21 protein-coding genes and 1 tRNA gene are annotated in these 23,046 nt (G+C 64.0%); 5 read left to right on the top strand and 17 right to left on the bottom strand.

What is annotated here, in order from left to right; all coding sequences use genetic code 11:
- Positions 1–477 precede the first annotated feature (477 nt).
- A complete protein-coding gene (locus LSQ66_RS06745; protein ID WP_231769022.1) occupies positions 478–2,142 on the top strand; it encodes a methyl-accepting chemotaxis protein in 1,665 nt (554 codons plus the stop codon).
- Between the two features lie 6 nt (positions 2,143–2,148).
- On the opposite strand, the gene LSQ66_RS06740 is transcribed toward LSQ66_RS06745, so the two are convergent.
- The 15 genes from LSQ66_RS06740 to cysS form a co-directional block, all read right to left on the bottom strand.
- Positions 2,149–3,048: a LysR substrate-binding domain-containing protein gene (locus tag LSQ66_RS06740; RefSeq protein WP_231769021.1), complete on the bottom strand. Its 900-nt coding sequence runs from the start codon at positions 3,046–3,048 to the stop codon at positions 2,149–2,151.
- 43 nt (positions 3,049–3,091) lie between these two features.
- Positions 3,092–3,577, bottom strand: coding sequence for a GNAT family N-acetyltransferase (locus tag LSQ66_RS06735; RefSeq protein ID WP_231769020.1), 486 nt, complete (start codon positions 3,575–3,577; stop codon positions 3,092–3,094).
- Positions 3,574–4,329: an SDR family oxidoreductase gene (locus LSQ66_RS06730; RefSeq protein ID WP_231769019.1), complete on the bottom strand. Its 756-nt coding sequence runs from the start codon at positions 4,327–4,329 to the stop codon at positions 3,574–3,576. The genes LSQ66_RS06735 and LSQ66_RS06730 overlap by 4 nt, the downstream gene beginning before the upstream one ends.
- A 58-nt stretch (positions 4,330–4,387) precedes the next feature.
- Positions 4,388–5,875 carry an efflux transporter outer membrane subunit gene (locus LSQ66_RS06725; protein WP_231769018.1) on the bottom strand — a complete coding sequence of 496 codons (1,488 nt, stop codon included), beginning with the start codon at positions 5,873–5,875 and terminating at the stop codon, positions 4,388–4,390.
- Entirely contained in the window at positions 5,875–9,057 is a 3,183-nt protein-coding gene (locus LSQ66_RS06720) for an efflux RND transporter permease subunit (protein WP_231769017.1), read from the bottom strand. The genes LSQ66_RS06725 and LSQ66_RS06720 overlap by 1 nt, the downstream gene beginning before the upstream one ends.
- 12 nt (positions 9,058–9,069) lie before the next feature.
- A complete protein-coding gene (locus LSQ66_RS06715; protein ID WP_231769016.1) occupies positions 9,070–10,266 on the bottom strand; it encodes an efflux RND transporter periplasmic adaptor subunit in 1,197 nt (398 codons plus the stop codon).
- Between the two features lie 3 nt (positions 10,267–10,269).
- A complete protein-coding gene (locus LSQ66_RS06710; protein ID WP_231769015.1) occupies positions 10,270–11,091 on the bottom strand; it encodes an alpha/beta hydrolase in 822 nt (273 codons plus the stop codon).
- Positions 11,088–11,258 (bottom strand): hypothetical protein, encoded by a 171-nt coding sequence (locus LSQ66_RS06705; RefSeq protein WP_231769014.1) that lies wholly within the window; start codon positions 11,256–11,258, stop codon positions 11,088–11,090. Before LSQ66_RS06705 ends, LSQ66_RS06710 begins: the two co-directional genes overlap by 4 nt.
- 135 nt (positions 11,259–11,393) lie before the next feature.
- Positions 11,394–12,449 carry a porin gene (locus LSQ66_RS06700; RefSeq protein ID WP_231769013.1) on the bottom strand — a complete coding sequence of 352 codons (1,056 nt, stop codon included), beginning with the start codon at positions 12,447–12,449 and terminating at the stop codon, positions 11,394–11,396.
- A 290-nt stretch (positions 12,450–12,739) separates the two neighbouring features.
- A tRNA-Ser gene (locus LSQ66_RS06695) sits at positions 12,740–12,832 on the bottom strand.
- A gap of 119 nt (positions 12,833–12,951) precedes the next feature.
- Entirely contained in the window at positions 12,952–14,199 is a 1,248-nt protein-coding gene (locus tag LSQ66_RS06690) for an aspartate kinase (RefSeq protein ID WP_231769012.1), read from the bottom strand.
- A 132-nt stretch (positions 14,200–14,331) separates the two neighbouring features.
- Positions 14,332–15,708, bottom strand: a complete 1,377-nt coding sequence (gene tilS, locus LSQ66_RS06685; RefSeq protein WP_231769011.1) for a tRNA lysidine(34) synthetase TilS — start codon at positions 15,706–15,708, stop codon at positions 14,332–14,334.
- A gap of 54 nt (positions 15,709–15,762) precedes the next feature.
- Positions 15,763–16,737 (bottom strand): acetyl-CoA carboxylase carboxyltransferase subunit alpha, encoded by a 975-nt coding sequence (locus tag LSQ66_RS06680; RefSeq protein ID WP_231769010.1) that lies wholly within the window; start codon positions 16,735–16,737, stop codon positions 15,763–15,765.
- A gap of 68 nt (positions 16,738–16,805) precedes the next feature.
- Positions 16,806–17,462, bottom strand: a complete 657-nt coding sequence (locus LSQ66_RS06675; RefSeq protein ID WP_231769009.1) for a DNA-3-methyladenine glycosylase family protein — start codon at positions 17,460–17,462, stop codon at positions 16,806–16,808.
- Positions 17,462–18,847 (bottom strand): cysteine--tRNA ligase, encoded by a 1,386-nt coding sequence (gene cysS, locus LSQ66_RS06670; RefSeq protein WP_231769008.1) that lies wholly within the window; start codon positions 18,845–18,847, stop codon positions 17,462–17,464. The genes LSQ66_RS06675 and cysS overlap by 1 nt, the downstream gene beginning before the upstream one ends.
- Positions 18,848–19,054: 207 nt before the next feature.
- Here cysS and LSQ66_RS06665 point away from each other — a divergent pair, with 207 nt between their 5' ends.
- The 3 genes from LSQ66_RS06665 (at position 19,055) to LSQ66_RS06655 (ending at position 20,942) form a co-directional block, all read left to right on the top strand.
- Positions 19,055–19,636 (top strand): peptidylprolyl isomerase, encoded by a 582-nt coding sequence (locus LSQ66_RS06665; protein ID WP_231769007.1) that lies wholly within the window; start codon positions 19,055–19,057, stop codon positions 19,634–19,636.
- A 67-nt stretch (positions 19,637–19,703) separates the two neighbouring features.
- Positions 19,704–20,195: a peptidylprolyl isomerase gene (locus LSQ66_RS06660; RefSeq protein WP_231769006.1), complete on the top strand. Its 492-nt coding sequence runs from the start codon at positions 19,704–19,706 to the stop codon at positions 20,193–20,195.
- 6 nt (positions 20,196–20,201) lie between these two features.
- Positions 20,202–20,942 (top strand): UDP-2,3-diacylglucosamine diphosphatase, encoded by a 741-nt coding sequence (locus LSQ66_RS06655; RefSeq protein ID WP_231769005.1) that lies wholly within the window; start codon positions 20,202–20,204, stop codon positions 20,940–20,942.
- A gap of 7 nt (positions 20,943–20,949) precedes the next feature.
- On the opposite strand, the gene LSQ66_RS06650 is transcribed toward LSQ66_RS06655, so the two are convergent.
- The gene (locus LSQ66_RS06650; RefSeq protein WP_231769004.1) at positions 20,950–21,525 is read right to left on the bottom strand and encodes a DinB family protein; all 576 of its coding nucleotides are present in this window, start codon (positions 21,523–21,525) and stop codon (positions 20,950–20,952) included.
- Positions 21,526–21,618: 93 nt separating this feature from the next.
- On the opposite strand from LSQ66_RS06650, the gene LSQ66_RS06645 reads away from it, so the two are divergent.
- Positions 21,619–22,242 (top strand): glycoside hydrolase family 19 protein, encoded by a 624-nt coding sequence (locus LSQ66_RS06645; RefSeq protein ID WP_231769003.1) that lies wholly within the window; start codon positions 21,619–21,621, stop codon positions 22,240–22,242.
- A 7-nt stretch (positions 22,243–22,249) separates the two neighbouring features.
- On the opposite strand, the gene LSQ66_RS06640 is transcribed toward LSQ66_RS06645, so the two are convergent.
- On the bottom strand, positions 22,250–22,996 hold the full coding sequence (locus tag LSQ66_RS06640; protein ID WP_231769002.1) for a tetratricopeptide repeat protein: 747 nt from the start codon (positions 22,994–22,996) through the stop codon (positions 22,250–22,252).
- Between the last annotated feature and the right edge of the window lie 50 nt (positions 22,997–23,046).

Genomic DNA, 23,046 nt, shown 5'->3' with positions numbered 1-23,046 from the left:
GACTTCGGTGCATTTTCGTGTATGACTTCGGCGCACGCCCTCAAAAAGACAAATCTCCAAAACACTCTTACAAATGGCGACAGAAGGTCCACAATTTTTCTGTACCAGGGCCCCGGGTCCAGGTGCTAGGAGGGTTGAGCAGGCAAAAAATGGCCGAGAAGGCGGCGGAAAAGCTGATCGATTGCGCAAACGATTTTCTGTTCAGGACGACAAAAAAATTGTTGCTGGGCCTTGTCTTTTTACGTCCTGGCAAAAAAAATTTCCTACCGAAAGGATAATGTTCCCAAGGACATCAGCGTAATGGCGGCAGGCCTTCTCATAATCGCCGCGGCTTAAAGAATCCGGTCTGGCAAGCATTCACATCACCAGATCGAGCATCGCTGACGCCTGTCAATGCAATCGATTGTTATCTCACGGCCGAGACGCTATTGCCCAGATAATCGGCGCTTCGGCCGTGTTTATGAAAAGGATACGTGGATGAATATCTCGAACATGAAGATAGGAATGCGCCTGGCAGTGGGGTTCGGCCTGGTTATGTTGCTCATGGCGATATTAACGGGCGTGGGTGTCACCCGCCTGATGGGTATCGGAAAAATCAACGACAAAATCATCGAACAGGATTGGGTAAAGGCTGACGCGGCGAATACGATCAATGTCACCACCCGCGCCAATGCGCGCAGGACCATGGAGCTGTTCATCACCAGCGACAAAGCGAAGGTCGACAACATCTATCAGCGTATCGATGCCAACAAGAAGACCATCAACGACGCGCTCGGAACGCTGGATGGGCTGGTGGCGTCCGCACGCGGCAAGGAACTGCTGGCCAGGATCAAGGAATCCCGCGCCGCCTATGTTGCCTCCTTCGGCAAGGTGGCCAAGCTGCTCGAAGGCGGCCAGCGCGACGAAGCTGTGGCCACGATGCATGGCGAAACCCTGGCCTCGCTGGACGCGCTGCAGGAGCAGATCAAATCCCTGGTAGACCTGCAGAAGGATATCGTCGTGAACAGCGGCGCCGAGGGCCGCGAGATGATCGCCTCGGCCCAGATTCTGATGGTTGGCCTGGGTGTGGCCGCGCTCCTGATCGCAGCGGGTTTCGCCTGGTGGATCACGCACAGCATCACGCGTCCGCTGGAAGAAGCGGTGCAGCTGGCGCGCACCGTGGCTGCGGGCGACCTGACCAGCCGCATCACCGTACGCTCCGCCGATGAAACGGGCCAGCTGCTGCAGGCGCTCAAGGAAATGAACGAGAGCCTGGTGCGCATTGTGGGCGAAGTACGGGTCGGCACAGACACCATCGCCACCGCGTCCAGCCAGATCTCGACGGGCAATCTGGACCTCTCCTCGCGCACCGAGGAGCAGGCCAGCTCGCTGGAGGAAACCGCATCCTCGATGGAAGAGTTGACCAGCACCGTCAAGCAGAACGCCGACAACGCGCGCCAGGCGAACGTGCTCGCCCAGTCGGCCTCGGAGGTGGCGGTAAAAGGCGGCGCCGTGGTGTCCCAAGTGGTCGACACCATGGGCTCCATCAACGAGTCGGCGAAGAAGATCGTGGACATTATCGGCGTGATCGACGGCATCGCCTTCCAGACCAATATCCTCGCCCTGAATGCAGCCGTGGAAGCGGCGCGTGCGGGCGAGCAGGGACGCGGCTTCGCCGTCGTCGCCACCGAAGTGCGCAACCTTGCCCAGCGCTCGGCCGCCGCGGCGAAGGAGATCAAGTCGCTGATCAGCGATTCGGTCGAGAAGGTGGACGTTGGCAGCAAACTGGTGGACCAGGCGGGAACGACGATGGAGGAGATCGTGGAAAGCATCCGCCGAGTCACCGACATCATGGGCGAGATCACGGCTGCCAGTCAGGAACAGAGCGCGGGGATCGAGCAGGTGAATCAGGCGATCACGCAGATGGACGATGTCACCCAGCAGAACGCCGCTCTGGTGGAGGAAGCGGCGGCGGCAACGCAGTCGCTGCAGGAGCAGGCGGGCAGCCTGGCCAAGGTGGTGAGCATCTTCAAACTGGATGGTTTGGCATCGTCACAGCACCATGCGAACGTGATGCCGTTCGCGAAGAAGCACGGCCCTGCCCCGGCACCCCGGCAGATCGCCACAGCGACCGAGTTCAGGCGGGTTGCCAACGAAGAGTGACGCTGCCTAAGACACGGCCTGCTCCTTCAGCCACGCGATGAACACCTCTACGCCAGGAACGGAACGAGGCGAAAGCGGCTGGACGATCCAGAACCTGCAGGGATTGGCTACCTGCAGGTCGAACGGCATGGCCAGCGTTCCGCTTTTCAGGTCGTCGATCACGAGCGGAAGCGGCGCTACCGCGAAGCCGCGGCCCGCGCGCGCCGCCTCGAGCGCGATGTAGACGCTGGAGAAGCGCAGGCTTTGGCCGGTGTTCGTACCCTGTACTGCGGCTGTCGCGAACCATTCGGGCCACCCCGGCGGTGCGCCAGGCAGCTGCGGCGTCGAATCGTGGATGAGCGTCTGCGTCAGAAGGTCCCGCGGCGCTTCCGCGCTCCGCAGCAATTCGGGGCTGCACACGGCGACCACCGGCGCCTCCATCCAGGAATGTAGCTGCACCTTGGGATAATTCCCGTCGCCATAGCGCAGCGCTATGTCGAACCGGTTGTCGGTGAAATCGGTAGAGGCGTCGTCATCGCTGATTTCTGTCGCGACCTCGGGGAAGCGTGCATGGAAATCGGCCATGCGCGGCGCCAGCCATTTGGCGGCGAGCGAGGGCATCACGGTGACGCGAAGCGGCCGCGGTGCGGCCTTCCGGTTGGGCGGCAGAAGCGCCTCGAGCGCCACGAAATGCTCTCCCAGGCGCTGCGCGAGCAGCACCCCTTCCTCCGTGGGCTCAACCAGCCGGTTGCTGCGCTTGAACAGGGTGACGCCCAGGTACTCTTCCAGGCGCTTGACCTGGTGGCTGACGGCGGCAGGCGTCACATTGAGCTCCGCCGCCGCGCGCTGGAAACTGCGGTGGCGGGCGGCGGCTTCGAATGTGCGTGCTGCGGTCAGGGGCGGATTGCTGCGGGAGTCTTCGGCCATATCGGGATCTGCGCTGTTTTCCCAATTCTAGCTTGCTCCTCCCCTACAGGCTACGAAACAGAACCAGCGCATCGACCAGGCCGAGCGAAGCATGGCGGAAAGCGCCGGGCAGGCTGCCCACCACGCGGAATTCCAGGCTCTCGTAGAGGCGCAGCGCGGCCGTGTTGGTGGCCGCTACAAAGTTGAACTGCATCCCGGCATAGCCCTGGCCGCGCGCAAGTTCCAGCGAGTGCTCGACCAGGCGCCGTCCGAGCCCCTGTCCGCGCGCAGCAGCAGCAACAATATAGGTGGCGCTGGCAACGTGCCCTCCCCGTCCGGGCATGTTGGGGCCCATGCGGTACATGCCCTCGATGCGGCCGCAGGTCTCGGCAAGCCAGCAGTTGGGCGCCTTCAGCCACTGCTGGTCGATGAGGGCGGCATCCACGCGCTCGAAGGGCAGGCTGTCGCCTTCCGCGGCGGCGGCTTCGAGAATGCGCAGCATGGCCGCTGCGTCCGACGGGCGCACGGGGCGGAGGGTGTGCTTGCTCATACCGGCCCACCTGCCACGTAGAGCACTTGGCCGCTTACGAAACCGGCCGCTTCGCTGGCGAAGAATGCCATGGCATGGGCAACGTCCTCGGGGCGGCCGGTGCGGCGCACAGGAATATTGTCTGCCGCCCGTGCTATGTGGTCGTCGAGCGTGCGGCCAAGCCGGTTCGCCGTCGCGGATGTCATGCGCGTGACGATCATGCCCGGCGCCACGGCGTTCACGGTAATGCCGCGCGGCCCCAGCTCGAGCGCGAGCGCGCGCGTCAGCCCGTCCAGCCCTGCCTTGGCGGCGCAGTAATTGGCGCGGTCGGCATGGCCGCCCCCGGAAATGCTGGAGATGTTGATGATGCGGCCCCACCCTGCACTCTCCATGAAGGGAAGCACGGTCTGCGCCGCCAGGAATGCGGCACGCAGATGGACGTGGTGGATGCTGTCCCAGTCATCCAGCTTCATCGACTCAAGTGCACCGTCGCGGGCGAAACCGGCATTGTTCACCAGGATGTGCGGTGCGCCGAGCCGGTCTGCCGCCGAAAGAATGGCACTCTTCAGGGCCGGTGGGCTGCCAACGTCTGCCTGCACCCCGATGCATTGCCCTCCTGCCCCGAGTTCGGCGCAGCTGGCTTCGAGTGCCGGGCCGTCGATGTCGATCAGTCCTACCCGATGCCCTTCCTGCAGCAGCCGCGCCGCGATGGCTTTGCCTATGCCCTGCGCCGCGCCGGTAACGACCGCTGTACGTTTCAGATTTGCGTTCATGCGGCCATCATAGGTTGGCCGCGCCGCCGCTGACAAACGAAAGAATTTAACGCTTGGATTAGCTGGATTTGATCGGCCTCCCTCTTCCCTGCCCGGGGTGGCCGCTGTCCCAGCCCCCGCCCAGGGCGCGGATCAGGGCCACGGTCGTCACCGCGCGGTTGCCGCGCAGCTGGACTGCGCTGCGCTCCACCGCCGCCAGGTTGCGCTGCGCGTCCAGCAGTTCGAGATAGCTCGAACGGCCAGCGTCGTACAGCTTCTGCGCCAGGTCGGCCGAACGGCGGGCCGAAACCACGGCGGCATCGATCTGCGCCGTCTGGCCGGACAGGATGCGCAGGCCCGCCAGGCTGTCTTCCACTTCCGCGAACGCCACCAGCACGCTCTGGCGGTAGGAAGCCACCGACTCGTCCAGCGCCGCTTCGCTGCGCGCGATATTGGCCTTGTTACGGCCGCCATCGATCAGCGGGGCGGACATCAGCGCGCCCAGCACCCAGGAGCGGCTGCTCCACTTGAACACATCGCTGAACGTTCCGGCCACGCCGCCGCCGTTCGCGTTGATGTTCAGCGCAGGGAACATGGCCGCACGGGCCACGCCGATGCGGGCATTGGAGGCTTCCATCGCACGCTGTGCCGCGGCGATGTCCGGACGGCGCTCCAGCAGGGCCGAAGGCAGGCCTGCCGGAACCACCGGCATCAGCGCCGAATCGAGCAGCGGGCTCACGCCGGCCGTGAAGCTGGCCGCAGGCTTGCCCAGCAGGACAGCCAGGGCATGCTCCGCCGTGGTGCGCTGGCGTTGCAGGCCAATCGCTTCGGCGTGGGTGGTGGACAGCTCGGTCTTCGCGCGGGACAGGTCGAATTCACCGATGTCGCCCAGGTCGAAGCGGCGCTGGTTGACCTTCACGCTTTCCTCGCGCAGACGGACCGTCTGCTCCACGGTCGCCAGTTCGGCGTCCGTGGCGCGCAGGCGGAAATAGGTCTGGGCCACGTCGGCCTGCAGGGCGAGCAGCACGGAGCGGTAGTTCGCTTCCACCGTCGCCGCGTCGCCGCGCGCTGCGGCAACGTTGGACGACACGCGGCCGAACAGGTCCACTTCATAGCTGGCCGTCAGGCTGGCCGAGTAGCTGGTCTGCGGCGCCACCGGCGTGCCTTGAGGCAGGCCCAGCTCCAGGGCCGAAGCACGGCTGCGCTGGGCGCCGACGCCCACCCCGATCTGCGGAATGCGGTCCGCTTCGGCGATGCCCGCGATGGCGCGGGCCTGCTTCACGCGGGCTGCGGCCACGGCCAGGTTGGCATTGTTGCGGGTGGCTTCGGCGATCAGCTCATTGAGGGCCGGATCGTTGAAGGCCAGCCACCATTCGCCGCGCGGCTGCTGTTCGGCGGGCTGCGCCTGCTTCCACTGCGTGCCGTCGGCAGCCGTCTTCACCGCGGCCTGCGGCTCCTTGAAGGAAGCCGGGACCTCGATGGCGGGCTGTTTGAATTCAGGGGCGGCGCATGCTGTCAGCAATACTGCCAGCAGCGGCGCCACTCCCATGGCGATCATGCGGTTCATTAGTGGGTCCCTTCCAGTTGTGGGGCTGCCTTGTCGGCAACCGGGGATTTCTTCTCAAGCTTCTTGGCCAGGGTGCGCAGCAGCACGTAGAACACGGGCGTCAGGAACAGGCCGAAGAAGGTCACGCCCAGCATGCCCGCGAACACCGCCACGCCCATTGCATGGCGCATCTCGGAACCCGCGCCGCTGGAGAACACCAGTGGCAGCACGCCCATGATGAAGGCGATGGACGTCATCAGGATCGGACGCAAACGCAGGCGGCAGGCTTCCAGCGCCGCTTCCACAATGCTGCGGCCATGGTCTTCCAGCTCGCGTGCGAATTCCACGATCAGGATCGCGTTCTTCGACGCCAGGCCAACGAGCACGAACAGGGCAATCTGGGTGAAGATGTTGTTGTCGCCGCCGGTCAGCTTCACGCCGATCAGCGCGAACAGGATGGACATGGGAACGATCAGGATCACCGCCAGCGGCAGTGTCCAGCTTTCGTACTGCGCCGCCAGCACCAGCAACACGAGCAGCACGCACAACGGGAACACGAGGACCATGGTGTTACCCGCCAGGATCTCCTGATAGGTCAGCTCCGTCCATTCGTAGGTGATCCCCTTCGGCAGCGTTTCCTTCGCGATTTTCTCCATGGCTGCCTGCGCCTGACCCGAGGACACGCCAGGCGCCGGGCCGCCATTCATATCTGCCGCCACGTAGTTGTTGTAGCGCTGAACACGGTCCGGGCCATAGCTGTCCTTCACGCGCATCAGGGACGACAGCGGGATCATCTCGCCCTTGTTGCTGCGCACCTTGAGCTGCGAGATCTGCTCGGCGTGCGAACGGAACTGCGCGTCAGCCTGCACGCGCACCTGATAGGTGCGGCCGAACTGGTTGAAGTCGTTCACGTACAGCGAGCCCAGATTGATCTGCAAGGTCTGGTAGATGGTCGACAGCGGCACGCCCATCTGCTTGGCCTTCACGCGGTCCACGTCGGCGAACAGCTGCGGCACGTTGATCTGGTAGCTGGAGAACACGCCCGCCAGCTCCGGCGTCTGCGCGGCTTTCGCCTGCACCGCCTGCACGGCCTTGTACAACTCGTCCGGCCCGAGGTTGGCCCGGTCTTCGATCATGAGCTTGAAGCCGCCGCTCGTCCCCAGTCCATTCACCGGCGGGGGCGACAGGAGAATGACAAAGGCGCCCTCAATGGCTCCCATGCGCTTGTTCACTTCAGCTGCTATCGCCTGGGCCGAGAGGTTCTTGTCCTTGCGCTTGTCGAACGCGTCGAGGCCGACGATGAAGAGGCCAGCATTCGGCGCATTGGTAAAGCCGTTGATCGACAGGCCGGGGAAGGCTACCGTGTACTCCACGCCAGGAATGCCCTTGGCGATGGCGGACATCTTGCGGATCACGGCGTCCGTACGGTCCAGCGAGGCGGCGTCCGGCAGCTGGGCGAAGCCGATCAGGTATTGCTTGTCCTGTGTCGGCACGAAGCCCGGCGGCACGGCCTTGAACATGAACAGGCCGGCCACCGCCAGCAGCGCATAAACTATCAGAGATGCCGATTTGCGGCGCAGCACGCCCTTCACCCCCGTCTCGTAGCCATGCGATGCGCGGCCGAAGAAGCGGTTGAAGACACCGAAGAAGCGGCCGAAGACTTTGTCCATTGCGCGGGTCAGCGCATCCCTTGGCGCGTAGTGCGCCTTGAGCAGGGTTGCCGACAGCGCAGGCGCCAGGGTCAGCGAGCTGAATGCCGAGATCACCGTGGATATGGCAATGGTCAGCGCGAACTGGCGGTAGAACTGGCCGGTGAGGCCGGACACGAAGGCGATGGGCACGAACACGGCGCACAGCACCAGGGCAATGGCGATGATCGGGCCGCTCACCTCTTTCATGGCCTGGATGGTGGCATCGCGCGGCGACAGGCCGCTGCTGATGTTGCGCTGAACGTTCTCCACCACCACGATGGCGTCGTCCACCACGATACCGATGGCCAGCACAAGGCCGAACAGGGAGAGCGTATTGATGGAGAAGCCGAAGCCCATCATCACGGCGAAAGTACCCACCACCGACACCGGCACGGCCAGCAGCGGAATGATGGAGGCGCGCCAGGTCTGCAGGAACACGATCACCACCAGCGCCACGAGGGCAATGGCTTCGATCAGGGTATGGATCACGGAGTCGATGGACTGGCGCACGAACTGGGTTGGGTCGTAGACGATCTCGTATTCCAAGCCTTCCGGGAAGTCCCTGGACAGCTCCTTCATCAGCTTGCGCACCTCGCTCGACAGTTGAAGCGAGTTGGCGTTGGGCGCTTCGAAGATAGGAATACACACGGCATATTCGTCATTCAACAGGGAGCGCAGCGCATACGAGTTGGAACCCATCTCCAGCCGCGCCACATCCTTCAGCAGCGTGGTTGCGCCGTCTTCATTGGTCTTGACCACGATGTCGCCGAATTCCTCCACCGTCTGCAGGCGGCCTTGGGTGTTCACGGTGAGCTGGAAGTCAGCGTCCTTCGCCGGACCCTGCCCGATCACGCCCGCCGCCACCTGCACATTCTGTTCGCGGATGGCCTGCACCACGTCTCCCGCAGTCAGGTTGCGCGCCGCCACCTTCTGCGGATCGAGCCACACGCGCATGGCGTAGTCCCCGGAACCGAACATCTGCACCTCGCCCATGCCGTGCAGGCGCGCCAGCTGGTCCTTGATGTTCAGCACCGCGTAGTTGCGCAGATAGAGTTCGTCGTACCGTTTGCTCGGCGACCGCAGGTGAACCACCATGGTCAGGTTCGGCGAGCTCTTGGCGGTGGTGACACCGATCTGGCGCACCTCTTCCGGAAGGCGCGGCAGCGCGCGCTGCACGCGGTTCTGCACCGCCGTTTCCGCCTGTTCCACATTGGTGCCGATGGCGAAGGTCACCGTCAAGGTCAGCGCACCGTCCGAAGTATTTTGCGAGGACATATAGAGCATGTTCTCGATGCCGTTGATCTGCTCTTCCAGCGGCGCAGCGACGGTCTGGGCGATCACGGTGGGATTGGCGCCCGGATACTGGGCGCGCACCACCACGGACGGCGGCACAACGTCGGGATACTCCGAGACCGGGAGCTTGAAGATCGATATCAAGCCCGCGACGAAGATAACAATCGACAGAACCGCCGCGAAGATCGGTTTATCGACAAAGAAGCGCGAAAAATTCATCGCCTTGTTCCTTTATTGTTTGGATGTCGCCGTCGTGCCGGTATCGGCGGCGGCAACCTTGGCATCCATGGCGACGGGGTGCGCCGTGACCGGAGCACCCGGACGCACGCGCTGCAGGCCGTTGACCACGATCTTCTCGCCCGGCTTCAGGCCTTCGCGTACCACGCGCAGGCCGTCCACCGTCGGGCCGAGCTTCACGGGGCGGTATTCAGCCTTGCTGTCCTTGTCCACCACGAACACGAACTTGCGGTTCTGGTCCGTGCCAACGGCGCGGTCGCTGATGAGGATCGCGTTGCTGTGGTCCGCGCCGCCGCCCAGCTGCACCCTCGCGAACAGGCCGGGCGCCAGCGCACGGTCTTCGTTGGCGAAGGTGGCGCGCATGCGCACGCTGCCGGTCTGCGGGTCAAGCTGGTTGTCCACGAATTCCAGCTTGCCCTCATGCGGGAAGCCTTCTTCATTGGCCAGGCCGACCTTCACCACCACCGGCTGGCCCTTGTGGGCCTGGGAGCCCACGCGCAGGTAGGTGCTCTCGTCCCCGTCGAAGCTGGCGTAGATCCTGTCCATGGAGACCACGGAGGTCAGCACGGCGGAAGCGTCCACCAGGTTGCCGACGGTGATTTCGGCTTTCGATACGCGGCCGTTGATCGGCGAGACCACCTGGGTGTAAGCCAGGTTCAGTTTCGCGGCTTCATACTGGGCCTGGGCTGCGCGGGCGTTGGCGTCGAGCTCCTTCTGGGCCGATGCGCGCTCGTCGAACTCGCGCTGGGCGATGGCTTTATCGGCCAGCAGGCGCTCGGCACGCGCCAGTTCCAGGCGGGCCAGGTCGGCGCGGGCGCGGGCCGAGTTGGCGGCAGCTTCCGCGCGCGCGGCTTCGGCGGCGTACGGACGCTGGTCGATCACGAACAGCACATCGCCTTTCTTCACTTCGCTGCCCGGCTTGAAGTTCACCGCCGTGATGAAGCCGCTGACGCGGGCGCGGATCTCGACGCGGTCGATGGCTTCCAGGCGGCCGGAGAATTCCTGCGTTTCCGAGACCTGCTTTTCGATGACGGTGGCAGCGGAGATTGGCGGCCCGCCTGCGGCGGGCGCTTCCGCGGCCTTGCCCTTGGCACTGTCGCATCCGGACAGCGCAGCCGCTGCAAGACCTGCCGCCGCCAGCGCTGCGGCCAGCGGCCGGCCCCTTCCTGTGAGTTCCTTGAATCTGTTCATGTTCTATTCCTCTGCTAAGAAAAAATGATGTTGAGTGGCTTCGTCCATGGCCAGCATGCGGAGCCAGTCACCTCCCGGCGGCACCGGCGGCAGGCGCTTGACGGTGGTGGTCACGCCGCAGGCGATCAGCTTTGCGCCGTATTGTTCGGCTTCGTCGCGCAGGGGGTCTTCCTCGGCGGAGACGATGAATGCTGGCGGCAGGTTTTTCAGGCGGCTCGCTTGCAGCGGCGAGGCGTACGGATGGGTACGGTCAGCTGCGTTTGGCAGATAGTTGCGGTAGGCTGCGGCATATTGCTCGGCCCTAGCGGCCTTGCCCTGGCTGCTCGGCATGCTGCGCATCGAGGAGGTGGTAAGGCCGGGGTCGAGCATTGGCGTGATCAGCACCTGGGCGGCAAGCGGCGGGCCGCCACGGTCGCGCGCCATCAGCGCTGCTACCGCTGCCAGATTAGCGCCCGCCTCGACACCGGCCACCACCAGACGGCTTCCGCTCCAGCTCAGCTTGGCCTTGTTCTTCTTCGCCCAGCCCAGCACGGCATGCGCATCTTCCACGGCCACCGGGAAGGGCTTGCTGGGGGCTAACGTATATGCGGGCGCGAGGCCCACAGCATTCGTGTTGATGCTGACGAGCTGGCCCAGGAACGCGTTGCCCTGGTCAATCGAGCCGCCGACAAAGCCTCCGCCATGGAAGAACACGATCAGCGTGTCGCGCTTGCGCACGCTGCCTGCCGTGAACAGGCGTGCCGCCAGCGGACCTTCCGAGCCGCGGACTTCGATGTCGCGCAGTGTCAGGTCGGATGCCAGGAATGCCAGTCCCTCCTGTTTCATTGCTTCGTTACCTTGCTGGCGTTCGCAGCCAGCACTTCGCAACGCAGCGCATCCAGGCCCCTGGCCTCCACGCTGGCAGCCTGGGCGAATTCATCGGTGGATACCACGGCCGCCAGCGCGAGCGGCGCGAGTGCCATTGCTACCGGTGCGAAGATTCCATGTTTCATCCCAAACCCCTGTTGTGCCCGCCCACTGCGCACGGACTGCGCGCAGGAGCGTTCGTATCATTGGGATGCTAAGACCGGAGAGCCCGAGGGTGGGAGTGACAAATGTGGCGGGATTGCAAGCAGGTGCGGGTGGACTCAGAAGTCCAGGCCGCCGCCCAGCGCCACGCCGCGCACGCGAGCGGCGCCGGCCAGCCGCCCCAGGAAGCGGATATTCCAGATTTCGTCGCGGTAACCGCCGGTGTAGCCGTTGCTAAAGGCCGCCACATAGAGGCGGGCGCGCAGGCCGAGATTGTGGGTCAGCGTGGCGGCGAAGGTTTGCTTGGCCCCGGCGCGACCGGCCACCCCATTCAGTTCCGCCCCGCGGTCGAGGTAATACCCCGCGGCCAGGGTGCTCGACGCGTCCAGAGGCAGCCGCAAACCGGCATGCGCCATGTCGTGCCGTTCCCGCCATCCTGCGTCCGGCTGTGCCAGGCGCATACGGTACAGCGCGGCGTAAAGCTGGACGGCGCCCAGCTTGCAATGGCCGCCGGCGCCGGCGACATCCTGCCTGCCCGCGCCCGACGGTCCTCGATTGCGCAGCGTCAGCGCGGCCCCCGCACAGGCGCCGGCGCGGTACTGCACGGCAGCACTCTCGCTGCGCCCCGCGCCGTGGCTGGCGTCGGCCGCGCTCACGCTAACATGCCACTCGGGCGTAGCCTGCCAGCGCAGTTTCACTGAGCCATTCTGTTTGCCCGCGAAACCGTCGAAACGGTTAGTGGCCAAGAGGGCCAGTGGCAGGACATGTACGCTCGAGCCGCCCACTTCGAACACGTCGAGGAAATCGGCAATGCTGTCGATGGCGCTGCTGTACTGCCGCCCGACGGTTATGGTCACGCCGCGCTCCCATTGCAAGCCCAGTATGCTCTGGTCGAGGCCCGTGAACCCTGCCGCCCCGTCCGAAACATCGGCCTGAACGGACATCCTGGCGATCAAGCGGACGCCTCCCGCCAAGGCTTCGTCCAGCGTGAGCCGGAGTGCGGAGGCATCGAACATGTCGTCGCCCATCGAGGCGGCGCCTCCAATCGAAGACAGGCTGACACCCAGGTGACCGTGCAGCTGCCACCCGGCGGCCAGGCACGGCATGCATGGCAAGGCCAGGCCCGCTGCCAGGACAACGCGCAGCGCCGGTATTGAAACGGTTGGGTATCGCATCACAACTCCTCCAGAAAAAACTGGAGCAATCGTATAGGCGCAGGTACAGCCGCCCAACCCGTTTCTTGCGATGCAATTCCGAGTTGATGGGGATTGAAGCGCGCCCTGCCGGCCTCAGCTCTAGACGGTGCATGCGTCGCGCGCCCTCGGCGCGCGGGGCTGCCGCGCAGCGGCAGCAAACTGGCGATTCGGAGAGCCCGGGCCCGGTAGGGCCCGGTCTTCGAATCCCACCGGCTCCGTCCGGAACAAATAAAAAAGCCTCCCGCAGGGGAGGCTTTTTTATTTGTTCCTGGCGGAGACGGTGGGATTCGAACCCACGATACAGGTTTTGCCCGTATGCTTCCTTAGCAGGGAAGTGCCTTCGGCCACTCGGCCACGTCTCCTAGCTGATCTCTCAACTATCGCCCTTCTCTTCCACATTGCTGTGCCAGTTCAGGACGACCGCCATAGTAATGGCCCCAACCACTTTGGTCAAGGCAATCGGCAGTTTTTTCCGAAATATTTATTCTTTTTCCAACTCGAACGCTTTGTGCAGCGCACGCACCGCCAGTTCCATGTATTTCTCGTCAATCAGCACGGAAATCTTGATCTCGCTGGTCGATATCATCATGATGTTGATGGTCTCGTCGGCCAGCGTCTGGAACATCTTCGACGCCACGCCCACGTGCGAACGCATGCCCACACCCACCACCGAAATCTTCGACACCTTGGCGTCGCCGATCAGGCTGGAGAAGCCGATCGCTTCCTTCTGCGCGTTCAGCGCTTCAATCGCCTTGTTGTAGTCGTTGCGCGAAACGGTGAAGGTGAAGTCGGTCTTGCCATCCACGCTCTGGTTCTGGATGATCATGTCCACTTCGATGTTGGCATCGGCCACCGGGCCCAGGATGTGGTAGGCCACGCCCGGACGGTCCGGCACGCCCATCACGGAGATTTTGGCTTCGTCACGGTTGAAGGCGATGCCGGAGATAACTGCTTGTTCCATATTGGTGTCTTCCTCAAACGAAATCAGGGTGCCCGAGCTGGCTTCCTCGGCCAGATCCATCAACGGATCGGTCAGCGAGGACAGCACGCGGGTCGGGACGCGGTAGTTGCCGGCAAATTCCACGGAGCGGGTCTGCAGCACTTTGGAACCGAGCGAGGCCAGTTCCAGCATCTCTTCGAACGTGATCGCCTTCAGCCGGCGCGCTTCGGAAACCACGCGCGGGTCGGTGGTGTAGACGCCGTCCACGTCGGTGTAGATCAGGCATTCGTCCGCTTTCAGGGCGGCGGCAATGGCCACGGCCGAGGTGTCGGAGCCGCCGCGGCCCAGGGTGGCAATGTTGTCGTTCTCGTCCACGCCCTGGAAACCGGTGATGACCACGATCTTGCCGTCGTCCAGGTCCTTGCGCACGCGCGCGTCGTCAATCGACTGGATGCGCGCCTTGGTGAAGGCGGAGTCGGTCTTGATGCCTACCTGCCAGCCCGCATACGACACGGCCTGTTTGCCGATCGCCTGCAGCGCCATCGACAGCAGGCCCACGGACACCTGCTCGCCAGTAGAGGCAATCATGTCCAGCTCGCGCGGGTCGGGCGGGTTCTGCACTTCCTTGGCCAGCGCAATCAGACGGTTGGTCTCGCCGGACATGGCGGACGGCACCACCACCACCTGGTGTCCCGCATCGTGCCACTTGGCGACACGGCGCGCGACGTTCTTGATGCGTTCCGTCGATCCCATCGACGTCCCGCCGTATTTGTGAACGATTAAAGCCATAACTTGAATTCGGTTGAGGGTAAACAGAACCACTAACTCTACATGGTGCAGTGCAAAAGGACAAGTCGAAAAAGTTACAACTATATACAGCTTTGGCATATCTACATGCCAAATTGCAGGGGTAGCTGAGCTTTATTCGGCAGACCACCGAAAAACGATACGATCGCCGGGACCTATGGTCAATTTATGGCAATCCATGCCGATGCCCGCGGCGAAGAGGAGCTGTCCCGGAATGCTGACGACGGGCGAACGCTCGCGCTCCCAGGCCGGGACACCGAGCGACTGGTAGTGGTGCTTGAGGTTGCGGGTGGGCCGGTTGGCGGCCGGTTTGAGGCGTTCGCCGCCGCGCCGGAATTCGATGGTGAGGAGCTGGTCGCGCAGCCAGCCGGCGTCCAGGCCCTCCTCCGCTCGCTCGAAATGGAGCGTGCCGCCGTAGGCCGGGAAGGCGATCGAGGGCTCGCCGGACCAGCGGAAGTGCTGGCCGGGCTTGTCGTCGAACTGGTCCTCGCGCGTGCCTGCCAGCGTGCGCTGCTTCGGCACCAGGTGCAGGCGGCCGCGGTGCCGCCGCACTTCGCAGTCGGGATGGGTGACGCGCAGGTTGGCGTCGTCGCGGGCGGTCAGGGCCTGCCCCATCATCTCGGCCAGCCAGGCGGCGGAGGGAATGCGGATCTGGCGCTCGGCAAACCAGTGGCGCAGGAGGTTGGCGCGGCGGTCTTCGCTGACAGCCGCCAGGGCTGCCAGATCGATGCTGCCTTCGGCGAGGACCTTGCGCAGGTCCTCGGCCGCGAGGTCGGTGAGCAGGCGCTGGGCCGATTGCGCGTGCCGTGCACTGCGCGCGAAGCGTTCCTGGAAACCGGGGAAGGATTGGGCCAGCAGCGGCATCACACCGTGGCGCAGGGCGTTGCGCGCGTAGCGCGGGTCGGCGTTGGATTCGTCCTCGATGTGGCCGATGCCCTGCTCCTTCACGAAGCCTTCCAGCTGGGCGCGCGCGGCCTGCAGCAGGGGGCGGGCCAGCAGCAGGTCTTCGTTCTGCAGCAGCTCGGGCGCGGTGTTGAAGGCGTCCATGCCGGAGAGGCCGGCGGGACCGGCCCCGCGCAGCAGTTGCAGTAGCACGGTTTCGGCCTGGTCGTCCAGATGGTGGGCGGTCAGCAGCAGCTTGACGCCATGCTCGCGGCAGAGCTGGCCCAATGCGGCGTAGCGGGCCTTGCGGGCGGAGGCTTCGGTGCCCGAGCCGTCGGCGTTGAGCTCGACGCGCCGCGCGGCGAAGGCGATGCCGAGGCGCGCGCACTCGGCGGCGCAATGGGCTTCCCAGGCGTCCGCATTAGGGCTCAGGCCGTGGTGGATGTGGAAGGCGTAAAGTTTGGCGGCGCCGCCGATGTGCAGCAGGTGCAGCAGAACGGAGGAATCGAGGCCGCCGCTGTAGGCGACGGCGATGCCCTGCTCCGCTGCGCCTGCTGGCAGCGCGGCGAGCGACTGGGCCAGCAGGTCAGGGAGCGAAGGATGCTTCATCAGCTTGGAATTTCTTAAAGGGGTCTGTCCCCATTTAAGAAATATTGCCCGGGATTACTCCTGCGGGGTGGTTTCCTTGAATTTGCCGTAGCCCATGAGCTTTTCGTGGCGGGCTTCGAGCAGGTCCTTGGTCTTCATGCCCTGGAACTGGCGCAGGCTGTCGGCCAGCGCGCGCTTGAGCAGCTTGGCCATCTCTTTCGGGTCGCGGTGGGCGCCGCCCAGGGGCTCGTTGACGATCTTGTCGATCAGGCCGATGGCCTTGAGGCGGTGCGCCGTCAGGCCCAGGGCCTCGGCCGCGTCGGCCGCGCGCTCGGCGGTCTTCCACAGGATGGAGGCGCAGCCTTCGGGCGAAATCACGGAATAGGTGGCGTATTGCAGCATCAGCACGGCGTCGCCCACGGCAATCGCCAGCGCGCCGCCGGAGCCTCCTTCGCCGATGATGGTGGCGATCAGGGGCACTTTCAGCTCGGCCATCACGTACAGGTTGTGGCCGATGGCTTCGGACTGGCCGCGCTCTTCGGCATCGATGCCGGGGAAGGCGCCGGGGGTGTCCACGAAGGTGAAGATGGGCAGATTGAATTTTTCAGCCAGCTTCATCAGGCGCATGGCCTTGCGGTAGCCTTCGGGCTTGGGCATGCCGAAGTTGCGCATGGCGCGCTCTTTCGTGTCGCGGCCTTTCTGGTGGCCGATGACCATGCAGGGCTGGCCGTTGAAGCGGGCCAGGCCGCCCACGATGGACTGGTCGTCCGCATAGGTGCGGTCGCCGTGCAGTTCGTGGAAGTCGGTGAAGATTTCGTTCACATAGTCCATGGTGTATGGACGCTGCGGGTGGCGGGCGATCTGGGCAACTTGCCAGGGAGTCAGTTTGGCGTAGATGTCTTTGGTCAGCTGCTGGCTCTTCTTGGCCAGGCGGTCGATCTCTTCCGAGATGTCGACGGCGGAATCGTCCTGCACGAAGCGCAGCTCTTCAATCTTGGAATCCAGCTCTGCGATTGGCTGTTCAAAATTGAGGAATGTGGTTTTGGTCATTGTACCTCCGAGTATGAGACGCCTCGGTCCGCCAGCTTATGGCTGGGCTGCCGAAGGTCGAATTTTCGCTATTCTACCGGAACCGGGTCCAGGCTACGCCATAAATACCATGTTGCAACTGTCCGGTATGGCTCCCAGTTGGCCGACACTTCCCGCGCATCGCTGCGCGAAACGGGTTCGCCGGAGAAATAGTTGTGGCTGATGCCCGCGATCAGGCGCGGGTCGTCCAGCGGCAGCACATTGGGCCGCAGCAGGTTAAAGATCAGGAACATTTCGGCCGTCCACCGTGTGATCCCGCGGATCTGCACAAGTTCCGCAATCACCGTTTCGTCGTCCATATTGTGCCATTGGGCGACGTGGACCTTTTTGGCCTTGAAGTTGTCGGCCAGGTCGAGAATGTATTCGGTCTTGCGCTTGGACAGGCCGCAGGCGGCCAGCTCCCCCGCCCCCGCCTTCTGCACGGCGGCCGGCGTGATCTTGGGACAGCATTCGAGCAGCTTTTGCCAGGCCGCGTTCGCGGCCTTGGGCGTGACCTGCTGGTTGACGATGGAGCGCGCCAGGGTGGTGAACGGGTCGTCGTGGCCTATCAGGTGCAGGTCGCCGAACTTGGGAATCAGCTTGCTCATGATGCGGTCGCGCTTCATGAGCTCCTGTTTCGCCTCTTCCCAATACGGCGGAACGGCCACCGTACGGGTTTCGCCCGTGTTATCCCTGGATTGGACCATTATGCGCGGCGCCAGTTGGTGGTGCCGTCAGGCTTGTCTTCGAGGACGATGCCCGCCGCCAGCAGGTCGGCGCGGATCTTGTCGGACTTGGCGAAGTCGCGCGCCTTCTTGGCGGCGGCGCGGTCCGCAATCGCGGCAACGATTGCGTCCTCGCTCATGGCCTCGCCCACGGCCGCCTGCAGGAAGGCCTGCGGCTCGCGTTCGAGCAGGCCGATAACGGCTGCCAGGCGCTTGAGCTGGCGCGCCAGTTCGGGCGCCTTGGTCTTGTTGACTTCCGTCGCCAGGTCGAACAGCACGGCCAGGGCGATGGGGGTGTTGAAGTCGTCGTCCATCGCTTCGGCGAAGCGTTTGGCGTGGGCTTCGTTCCAGTCCAGGTCCTTGCCGTCGCCCGCCACGCCGTCCAGCGCCGTGTAGAGGCGGGTCAGCGCGCCGCGCGCGTCGTCCAGGTGGGCGTCGGAATAATTCAGCGGGCTGCGGTAGTGGGCGCGCAGGATGAAGAAGCGCAGCACTTCGGCATCGTACTTTTTCAGCACGTCGCGGATGGTGAAGAAATTGCCGAGGGATTTGGACATCTTCTCGTTATCGACGCGCACGAAGCCGTTGTGCACCCAGTAGTTCACCATGGGATGGCCGAAGGCGCCTTCCGACTGGGCGATCTCGTTTTCGTGGTGCGGGAACTCCAGGTCCTGGCCGCCGCCGTGAATATCGAACTGCTCGCCCAGCAGCGCGCAGGACATGGCGGAGCACTCGATATGCCAGCCGGGACGGCCCGAGCCCCATTTCGAATCCCATTTCGCCTCATCCGGCTCGGATTCCTTCGATGCCTTCCACAGCACGAAGTCCAGCGGATCGCGCTTGCCGGTGTTGACGTCCACGCGCTCGCCCGCGCGCAGGTCGTCCAGCGAACGGCGCGAGAGCTTGCCGTAGCCGGGGAAGTTGCGCACGGCGTAGTTAACGTCGCCGTCGTCGGCCTTGTAGGCCAGGCCTTTCGCTTCCAGCTGCTCGATCAGGGACAGCATCTGCGGCACGTATTCGGTGGCGCGCGGCACGTCCGTGGGCGGCAGGATGCCCAGCGCGCCGATGTCTTCGTCCATATATTGGGCGAAGCGCGTGGTGAGCGAGCGGATGGTTTCGCCGTTTTCCACGGCGCGTTTGATGATCTTGTCTTCGATGTCCGTGATGTTGCGCACGTACTGCACCTGGTAGCCCGACGCCGTCAGCCAGCGGTAGATGACGTCGAAGGCCATCATCATGCGGGCGTGGCCGATGTGGCAGTAATCGTAGATCGTCATGCCGCAGACGTACATGCGGACTTTGCCCGCTTCCATCGGCGTAAAGGTCTGCTTGTCGCGTGCTAGCGTGTTGTAAATCTTTAAATTACTCATCGGACTCGTGTTGTGAAACCTTCCCCAGCCTCCCGGCACAAAACGGCCGCCGGGCGCCTTGCACTCGGAAGTGCCGCGCCTGCGCTGCTGCTGTTTGCCTTGGGAGTGACAGCCCCTTTGGTGGAGTTCTTCTTTGATAGAATGGAACGTCGTTGCCAAGTATAGCATTGATAAAATGGCGCGGACACTTTATGGAAAGCGGAGAATATGATTAAAAAAAGCTTGACCTTTCTGGGCGCAATGCTTCTGAGCGGCGCGGCGCTGGCGGCGAATATGCCCCAGGTGTCCATCAAGACCACCGAAGGCGAGATTATTCTTGAGCTGGACGACGAGAAGGCGCCGAAAACGGTCGCCAACTTCCTCGCCTACGTCAAAAGCGGCTTTTATAAGGGCACCATCTTCCACCGCGTGATCGACGGCTTCATGATCCAGACCGGGGGCTACACCAAGGACCTGAAGGGCAAGCCCACCCGCCCGCCCGTCAAGAGCGAGTCGCAGAACGGCCTGCGCAACGAGCCGTACACGGTGGCCATGGCGCGCACCGACAATCCGGATTCGGCCACTTCGCAGTTCTTCATCAACGTGGCCAATAACGAAGGCCTGAACTACCCCATGCCGGACGGCGTGGGCTACACCGTGTTCGGCAAGGTGATCCAGGGCCAGGAAGTGGTGGACAAGATCAAGGGCGTGCTGGTGGACGACAAGCCCATGTTCGCCAATATTCCCGTCATTCCCATCACGATCACGTCCGTTACGGTGCTGAAGACGAAGATCGAGCCGAAACAGTAAAATAGCGTTTTGTCATCGGCTGCTGTAATATCGCGGCCCTGTTCTCATCAACCGCACAGGATTCACCATGACCACTATCACCATCACTACCAACAAGGGCAAGATCGTTGCCGAACTGGACGCGGAAAAGGCGCCAAAGACCGTCGAGAACTTCCTGCACTACGTGAAGGCCGGCCACTACGACAACACCATCTTCCACCGCGTGATCGACGGCTTCATGATCCAGGGCGGCGGTTTCGAGCCGGGTATGAAGCAGAAGCCCACCGACCAGACCGTGGAAAACGAAGCGAAGAACGGCCTGAAAAACGAGCCCTACACCCTGGCCATGGCCCGCACCTCGGCGCCGCACTCGGCATCGGCCCAGTTCTTCATCAACGTGAAGAACAACTCCTTCCTCGACTACCCGGGCCAGGACGGCTGGGGCTACGCGGTGTTCGGCAAAGTCACCGAAGGCACCGAAGTCGTGGACGAAATCAAGAAAGTGAAGACCACCCGCAGCGGCATGTTCGCCGACGTGCCGGCGGAAGACATCATCATCGAGAAGATCGAAGCCGCTTAAGCGTTTGTGATCCTCTTCATCTCAGACCTGCATTTGCAGCCGGAGCGCCCGGCGATCACGGAAGCCTTCCTGCGCTTCCTGGACGAACAGGCGCTGGCTGCGAAGCAGCTCTATCTGCTCGGCGACCTGTTCGAGTACTGGGCGGGCGACGACGATATCTCCGCCCCCTTCCACCAGCAGATGATTGCCGCCTTGCGCCGCGTAAGCGATGCAGGCGTGGAGCTGTTCTGGATCGCGGGCAACCGCGACTTCCTGGTGGGTTCCGAATTTGCCGCCGCGGCAGGCCTCACGCTGCTCCCCGAGACCTGGGTGATCGAAGCCGCAGGCCAGCGCATCGTGCTGCTGCACGGGGACGCGCAATGCACGGACGACGTGAAATACATGGCCTTCCGCGCGCAGGTACGCCAGCCCGCGTGGCAGCAGCAGTTCCTGTCGATGCCGCTGGCGCAGCGCAAGCAGATCATTGCGGGCCTGCGCGAGAACAGCAAGCAGGCGCACACCGAAAAATCCTACGAAATCATGGACGTGACGCCGCAGGCCATTGCGGACGTCTTCGCGCAGACCGGCGCCACGGTCATGATCCACGGCCACACCCACCGCCCCGCCCTGCATGAGGTGGACGGCAAGCGCCGCTACGTCCTCCCCGACTGGGAGCCGGACGCAGTTCCCCCGCGCGGCGGCTGGATCGCCATCGACGACGCCGGCGCCATCACCCGCCACGACCTCACCGGCGCCACCATCGGCTGAGCCGCTGTCAGCGCCAGATCATGTCTTCTGTCCAGCCGAGCTCGGCGAAGTCCTGGGCGCGCAGGGGCGCTTCGCCCTGGGCGTAGAACTCGTCGAGCTGGGGCGGCGGCACGTTCGTGCCGGAGAGCATGTTGTGGACCTGCCCGCGGTGGTGGATCTGGTGCTGGAAGACGTGGGCCAGCAGGCGGCACCGCGTGTCGCGCTGGGGCGGGCCATCGCGGCCGACGCTCATCACGTGCTCCAGAACATCATCGCTGAGCCCGGCGCAGTAGGTAATGAGCTTGCGGTCGGATGCGGCTTGCGCCTGCCACAGCTCGGCGCAGCTCGCCATCGGTTCGTGCGGGCGGAAGAAAACTCCATGGTCCGCGTGCGGCGGTTCGCCCCGCCAGTCGCGCTCGAAGGCATCGATGTAGAACCAGTCCACCGTGAGGATATGGTTCAGGGTCGCTTTGATGCTGGGAAAGAAACCGGTGCGCGGCGCCTCGAAGTCGTCCTGGCTCAGCTGCGAACAGGCCCGCAGCAGGCGGTGATTACTCCAGGCATTGTTGTAGGCCTCGGCAAGAAGGTGGCGTGACAGGCTCATGCAGCGCTCCTATACAGAATAGGAATCAGCTTACTTGAATTCGCGCTGCCGCGGCATAGGCTGAGCTATAGAGCGCTTGCTGCGGAGGTCATCATGCTGACTGCAGACCAGTTAAGGCACGCATTTCCCGCCTGCCCCGATGCCGAGGATTGGGCGCTGGCGCTGCAGCCGGCGCTCGAACGCTACCGCATCAATACTCCCCGGCGCGTTGCAGCATTTCTCGCGCAAACAGGGCACGAGTCCGGCGGCTTCCGGCGGCTGGAAGAGAACCTCGTCTATCGCACACCCGCACGGCTGATGACCATCTGGCCCAAGCGCTTTCCGGACATAGCCACCGCACAGCCCTTCGTCGGCGATGCCGAGCGGCTCGCCAACTGCGTCTACGCGAACCGCATGGGGAACGGCGACGCGGCCTCAGGCGACGGCTACCGCTTTCGCGGCCGGGGACTGATCCAGCTCACTGGCCGCAGCAATTACGCCCAGGCTGGCGACGCCTTGGGCCTGGATCTGCTGGCGCAGCCGGAGCTGCTGGTGTCGCGCGAAGCGGCCGCCCTGTCCGCCGCGTGGTTCTGGGATTGCCGTGGCCTGAACGCGCTGGCCGACGATGAAACCGGGGACGACGACGTGGAAGACTTTGCGGAGATCACACGCCGCATCAACGGCGGCGTGGTGGGCTTGAAGGAAAGGCTTGAGGCCTACCGGCAGCTGCTGGCCTGACTGCCGCTCAGAGTTTCGCGAAGGCTGCTTCCAGTCGGCGCACCAGCGGCAGGTTCATGCTGTGTGTATGCTTGTTCCAGTGGTTCATGGTGGACTGCAATTCGTTCCGCAGGCGGTCCGCGAGCTGCCGCTCGCCCATGTTCGCGGCCCAGATGGCGTATTCCGCACGCGCCTCGAAACTGCCGAAGCGCTCCACCGCCGATTCGAATTCACCGCGCGCTTCTTCATTGCGTCCCGCTGCGGCATAGGCCTGGGCCAGCAGCACGCTGGCCTGTTCAGGGCGGAAGTTGCGGTCGCTGCGGCGGATGAAATCGAGATGGGCGATGGCATCCGCGCCCTGCCCGCTCGCCAGCTTGGCGCGCGCGGCGCCCAGGCGAATATCGAGATCGTTGGCGAAAGCGCCTTGCAGGCAGGCCTCGTAGACGTTCGACGCTTCCTGCGCCTGCCCCGCTTCGAGCAGCGCGGCGGCCAGGCGCATCTGGTTCTGCGCGGTGGGTGTGAAGTCGAAGGCTTCGCGCGCGGCACGCAGCTCGCGCGTCGGGTCGAGCGCCTTGGCCGCGCTGGCGACGGCCTTGCGCGCGCCGTGCTCCAGGCGCGAATTCGGCAGGAAGACGGCAAAGAAGTAGACCACGCTTCCCAGCAGAGGGAAGGAGAACAGGATCAGGAGCCAGTACATCTGCTGGCGGCTGCGCACGGCGTGGATGGCGAAGAAGATCGCCACCAGAATGTGCAGGCCAATACCTAGAAAGGGCATGCTTTTCTCCACGGTTCGGAAGCCCACATTGTAGGGGCAGCGCCGCCGTG

The organism is Massilia endophytica (genome assembly GCF_021165955.1).
Taxonomy (GTDB): domain Bacteria; phylum Pseudomonadota; class Gammaproteobacteria; order Burkholderiales; family Burkholderiaceae_D; genus Rugamonas; species Rugamonas endophytica.
Note: the sequence above shows the minus strand (reverse complement) of the source record. Positions and strands in the feature narration are given on the sequence as shown.

Coding starts and splice junctions, on each gene's coding strand:
- LSQ66_RS06745 (WP_231769022.1), top strand. CDS start 478: ATGAATATCTCGAACATGAAGATAGGAATGCGCCTGGCAGTGGGGTTC.
- LSQ66_RS06740 (WP_231769021.1), bottom strand. CDS start 3,048: ATGGCCGAAGACTCCCGCAGCAATCCGCCCCTGACCGCAGCACGCACA.
- LSQ66_RS06735 (WP_231769020.1), bottom strand. CDS start 3,577: ATGAGCAAGCACACCCTCCGCCCCGTGCGCCCGTCGGACGCAGCGGCC.
- LSQ66_RS06730 (WP_231769019.1), bottom strand. CDS start 4,329: ATGAACGCAAATCTGAAACGTACAGCGGTCGTTACCGGCGCGGCGCAG.
- LSQ66_RS06725 (WP_231769018.1), bottom strand. CDS start 5,875: ATGAACCGCATGATCGCCATGGGAGTGGCGCCGCTGCTGGCAGTATTG.
- LSQ66_RS06720 (WP_231769017.1), bottom strand. CDS start 9,057: ATGAATTTTTCGCGCTTCTTTGTCGATAAACCGATCTTCGCGGCGGTT.
- LSQ66_RS06715 (WP_231769016.1), bottom strand. CDS start 10,266: ATGAACAGATTCAAGGAACTCACAGGAAGGGGCCGGCCGCTGGCCGCA.
- LSQ66_RS06710 (WP_231769015.1), bottom strand. CDS start 11,091: ATGAAACAGGAGGGACTGGCATTCCTGGCATCCGACCTGACACTGCGC.
- LSQ66_RS06705 (WP_231769014.1), bottom strand. CDS start 11,258: ATGAAACATGGAATCTTCGCACCGGTAGCAATGGCACTCGCGCCGCTC.
- LSQ66_RS06700 (WP_231769013.1), bottom strand. CDS start 12,449: ATGCGATACCCAACCGTTTCAATACCGGCGCTGCGCGTTGTCCTGGCA.
- LSQ66_RS06690 (WP_231769012.1), bottom strand. CDS start 14,199: ATGGCTTTAATCGTTCACAAATACGGCGGGACGTCGATGGGATCGACG.
- tilS (WP_231769011.1), bottom strand. CDS start 15,708: ATGAAGCATCCTTCGCTCCCTGACCTGCTGGCCCAGTCGCTCGCCGCG.
- LSQ66_RS06680 (WP_231769010.1), bottom strand. CDS start 16,737: ATGACCAAAACCACATTCCTCAATTTTGAACAGCCAATCGCAGAGCTG.
- LSQ66_RS06675 (WP_231769009.1), bottom strand. CDS start 17,462: ATGGTCCAATCCAGGGATAACACGGGCGAAACCCGTACGGTGGCCGTT.
- cysS (WP_231769008.1), bottom strand. CDS start 18,847: ATGAGTAATTTAAAGATTTACAACACGCTAGCACGCGACAAGCAGACC.
- LSQ66_RS06665 (WP_231769007.1), top strand. CDS start 19,055: ATGATTAAAAAAAGCTTGACCTTTCTGGGCGCAATGCTTCTGAGCGGC.
- LSQ66_RS06660 (WP_231769006.1), top strand. CDS start 19,704: ATGACCACTATCACCATCACTACCAACAAGGGCAAGATCGTTGCCGAA.
- LSQ66_RS06650 (WP_231769004.1), bottom strand. CDS start 21,525: ATGAGCCTGTCACGCCACCTTCTTGCCGAGGCCTACAACAATGCCTGG.
- LSQ66_RS06645 (WP_231769003.1), top strand. CDS start 21,619: ATGCTGACTGCAGACCAGTTAAGGCACGCATTTCCCGCCTGCCCCGAT.
- LSQ66_RS06640 (WP_231769002.1), bottom strand. CDS start 22,996: ATGCCCTTTCTAGGTATTGGCCTGCACATTCTGGTGGCGATCTTCTTC.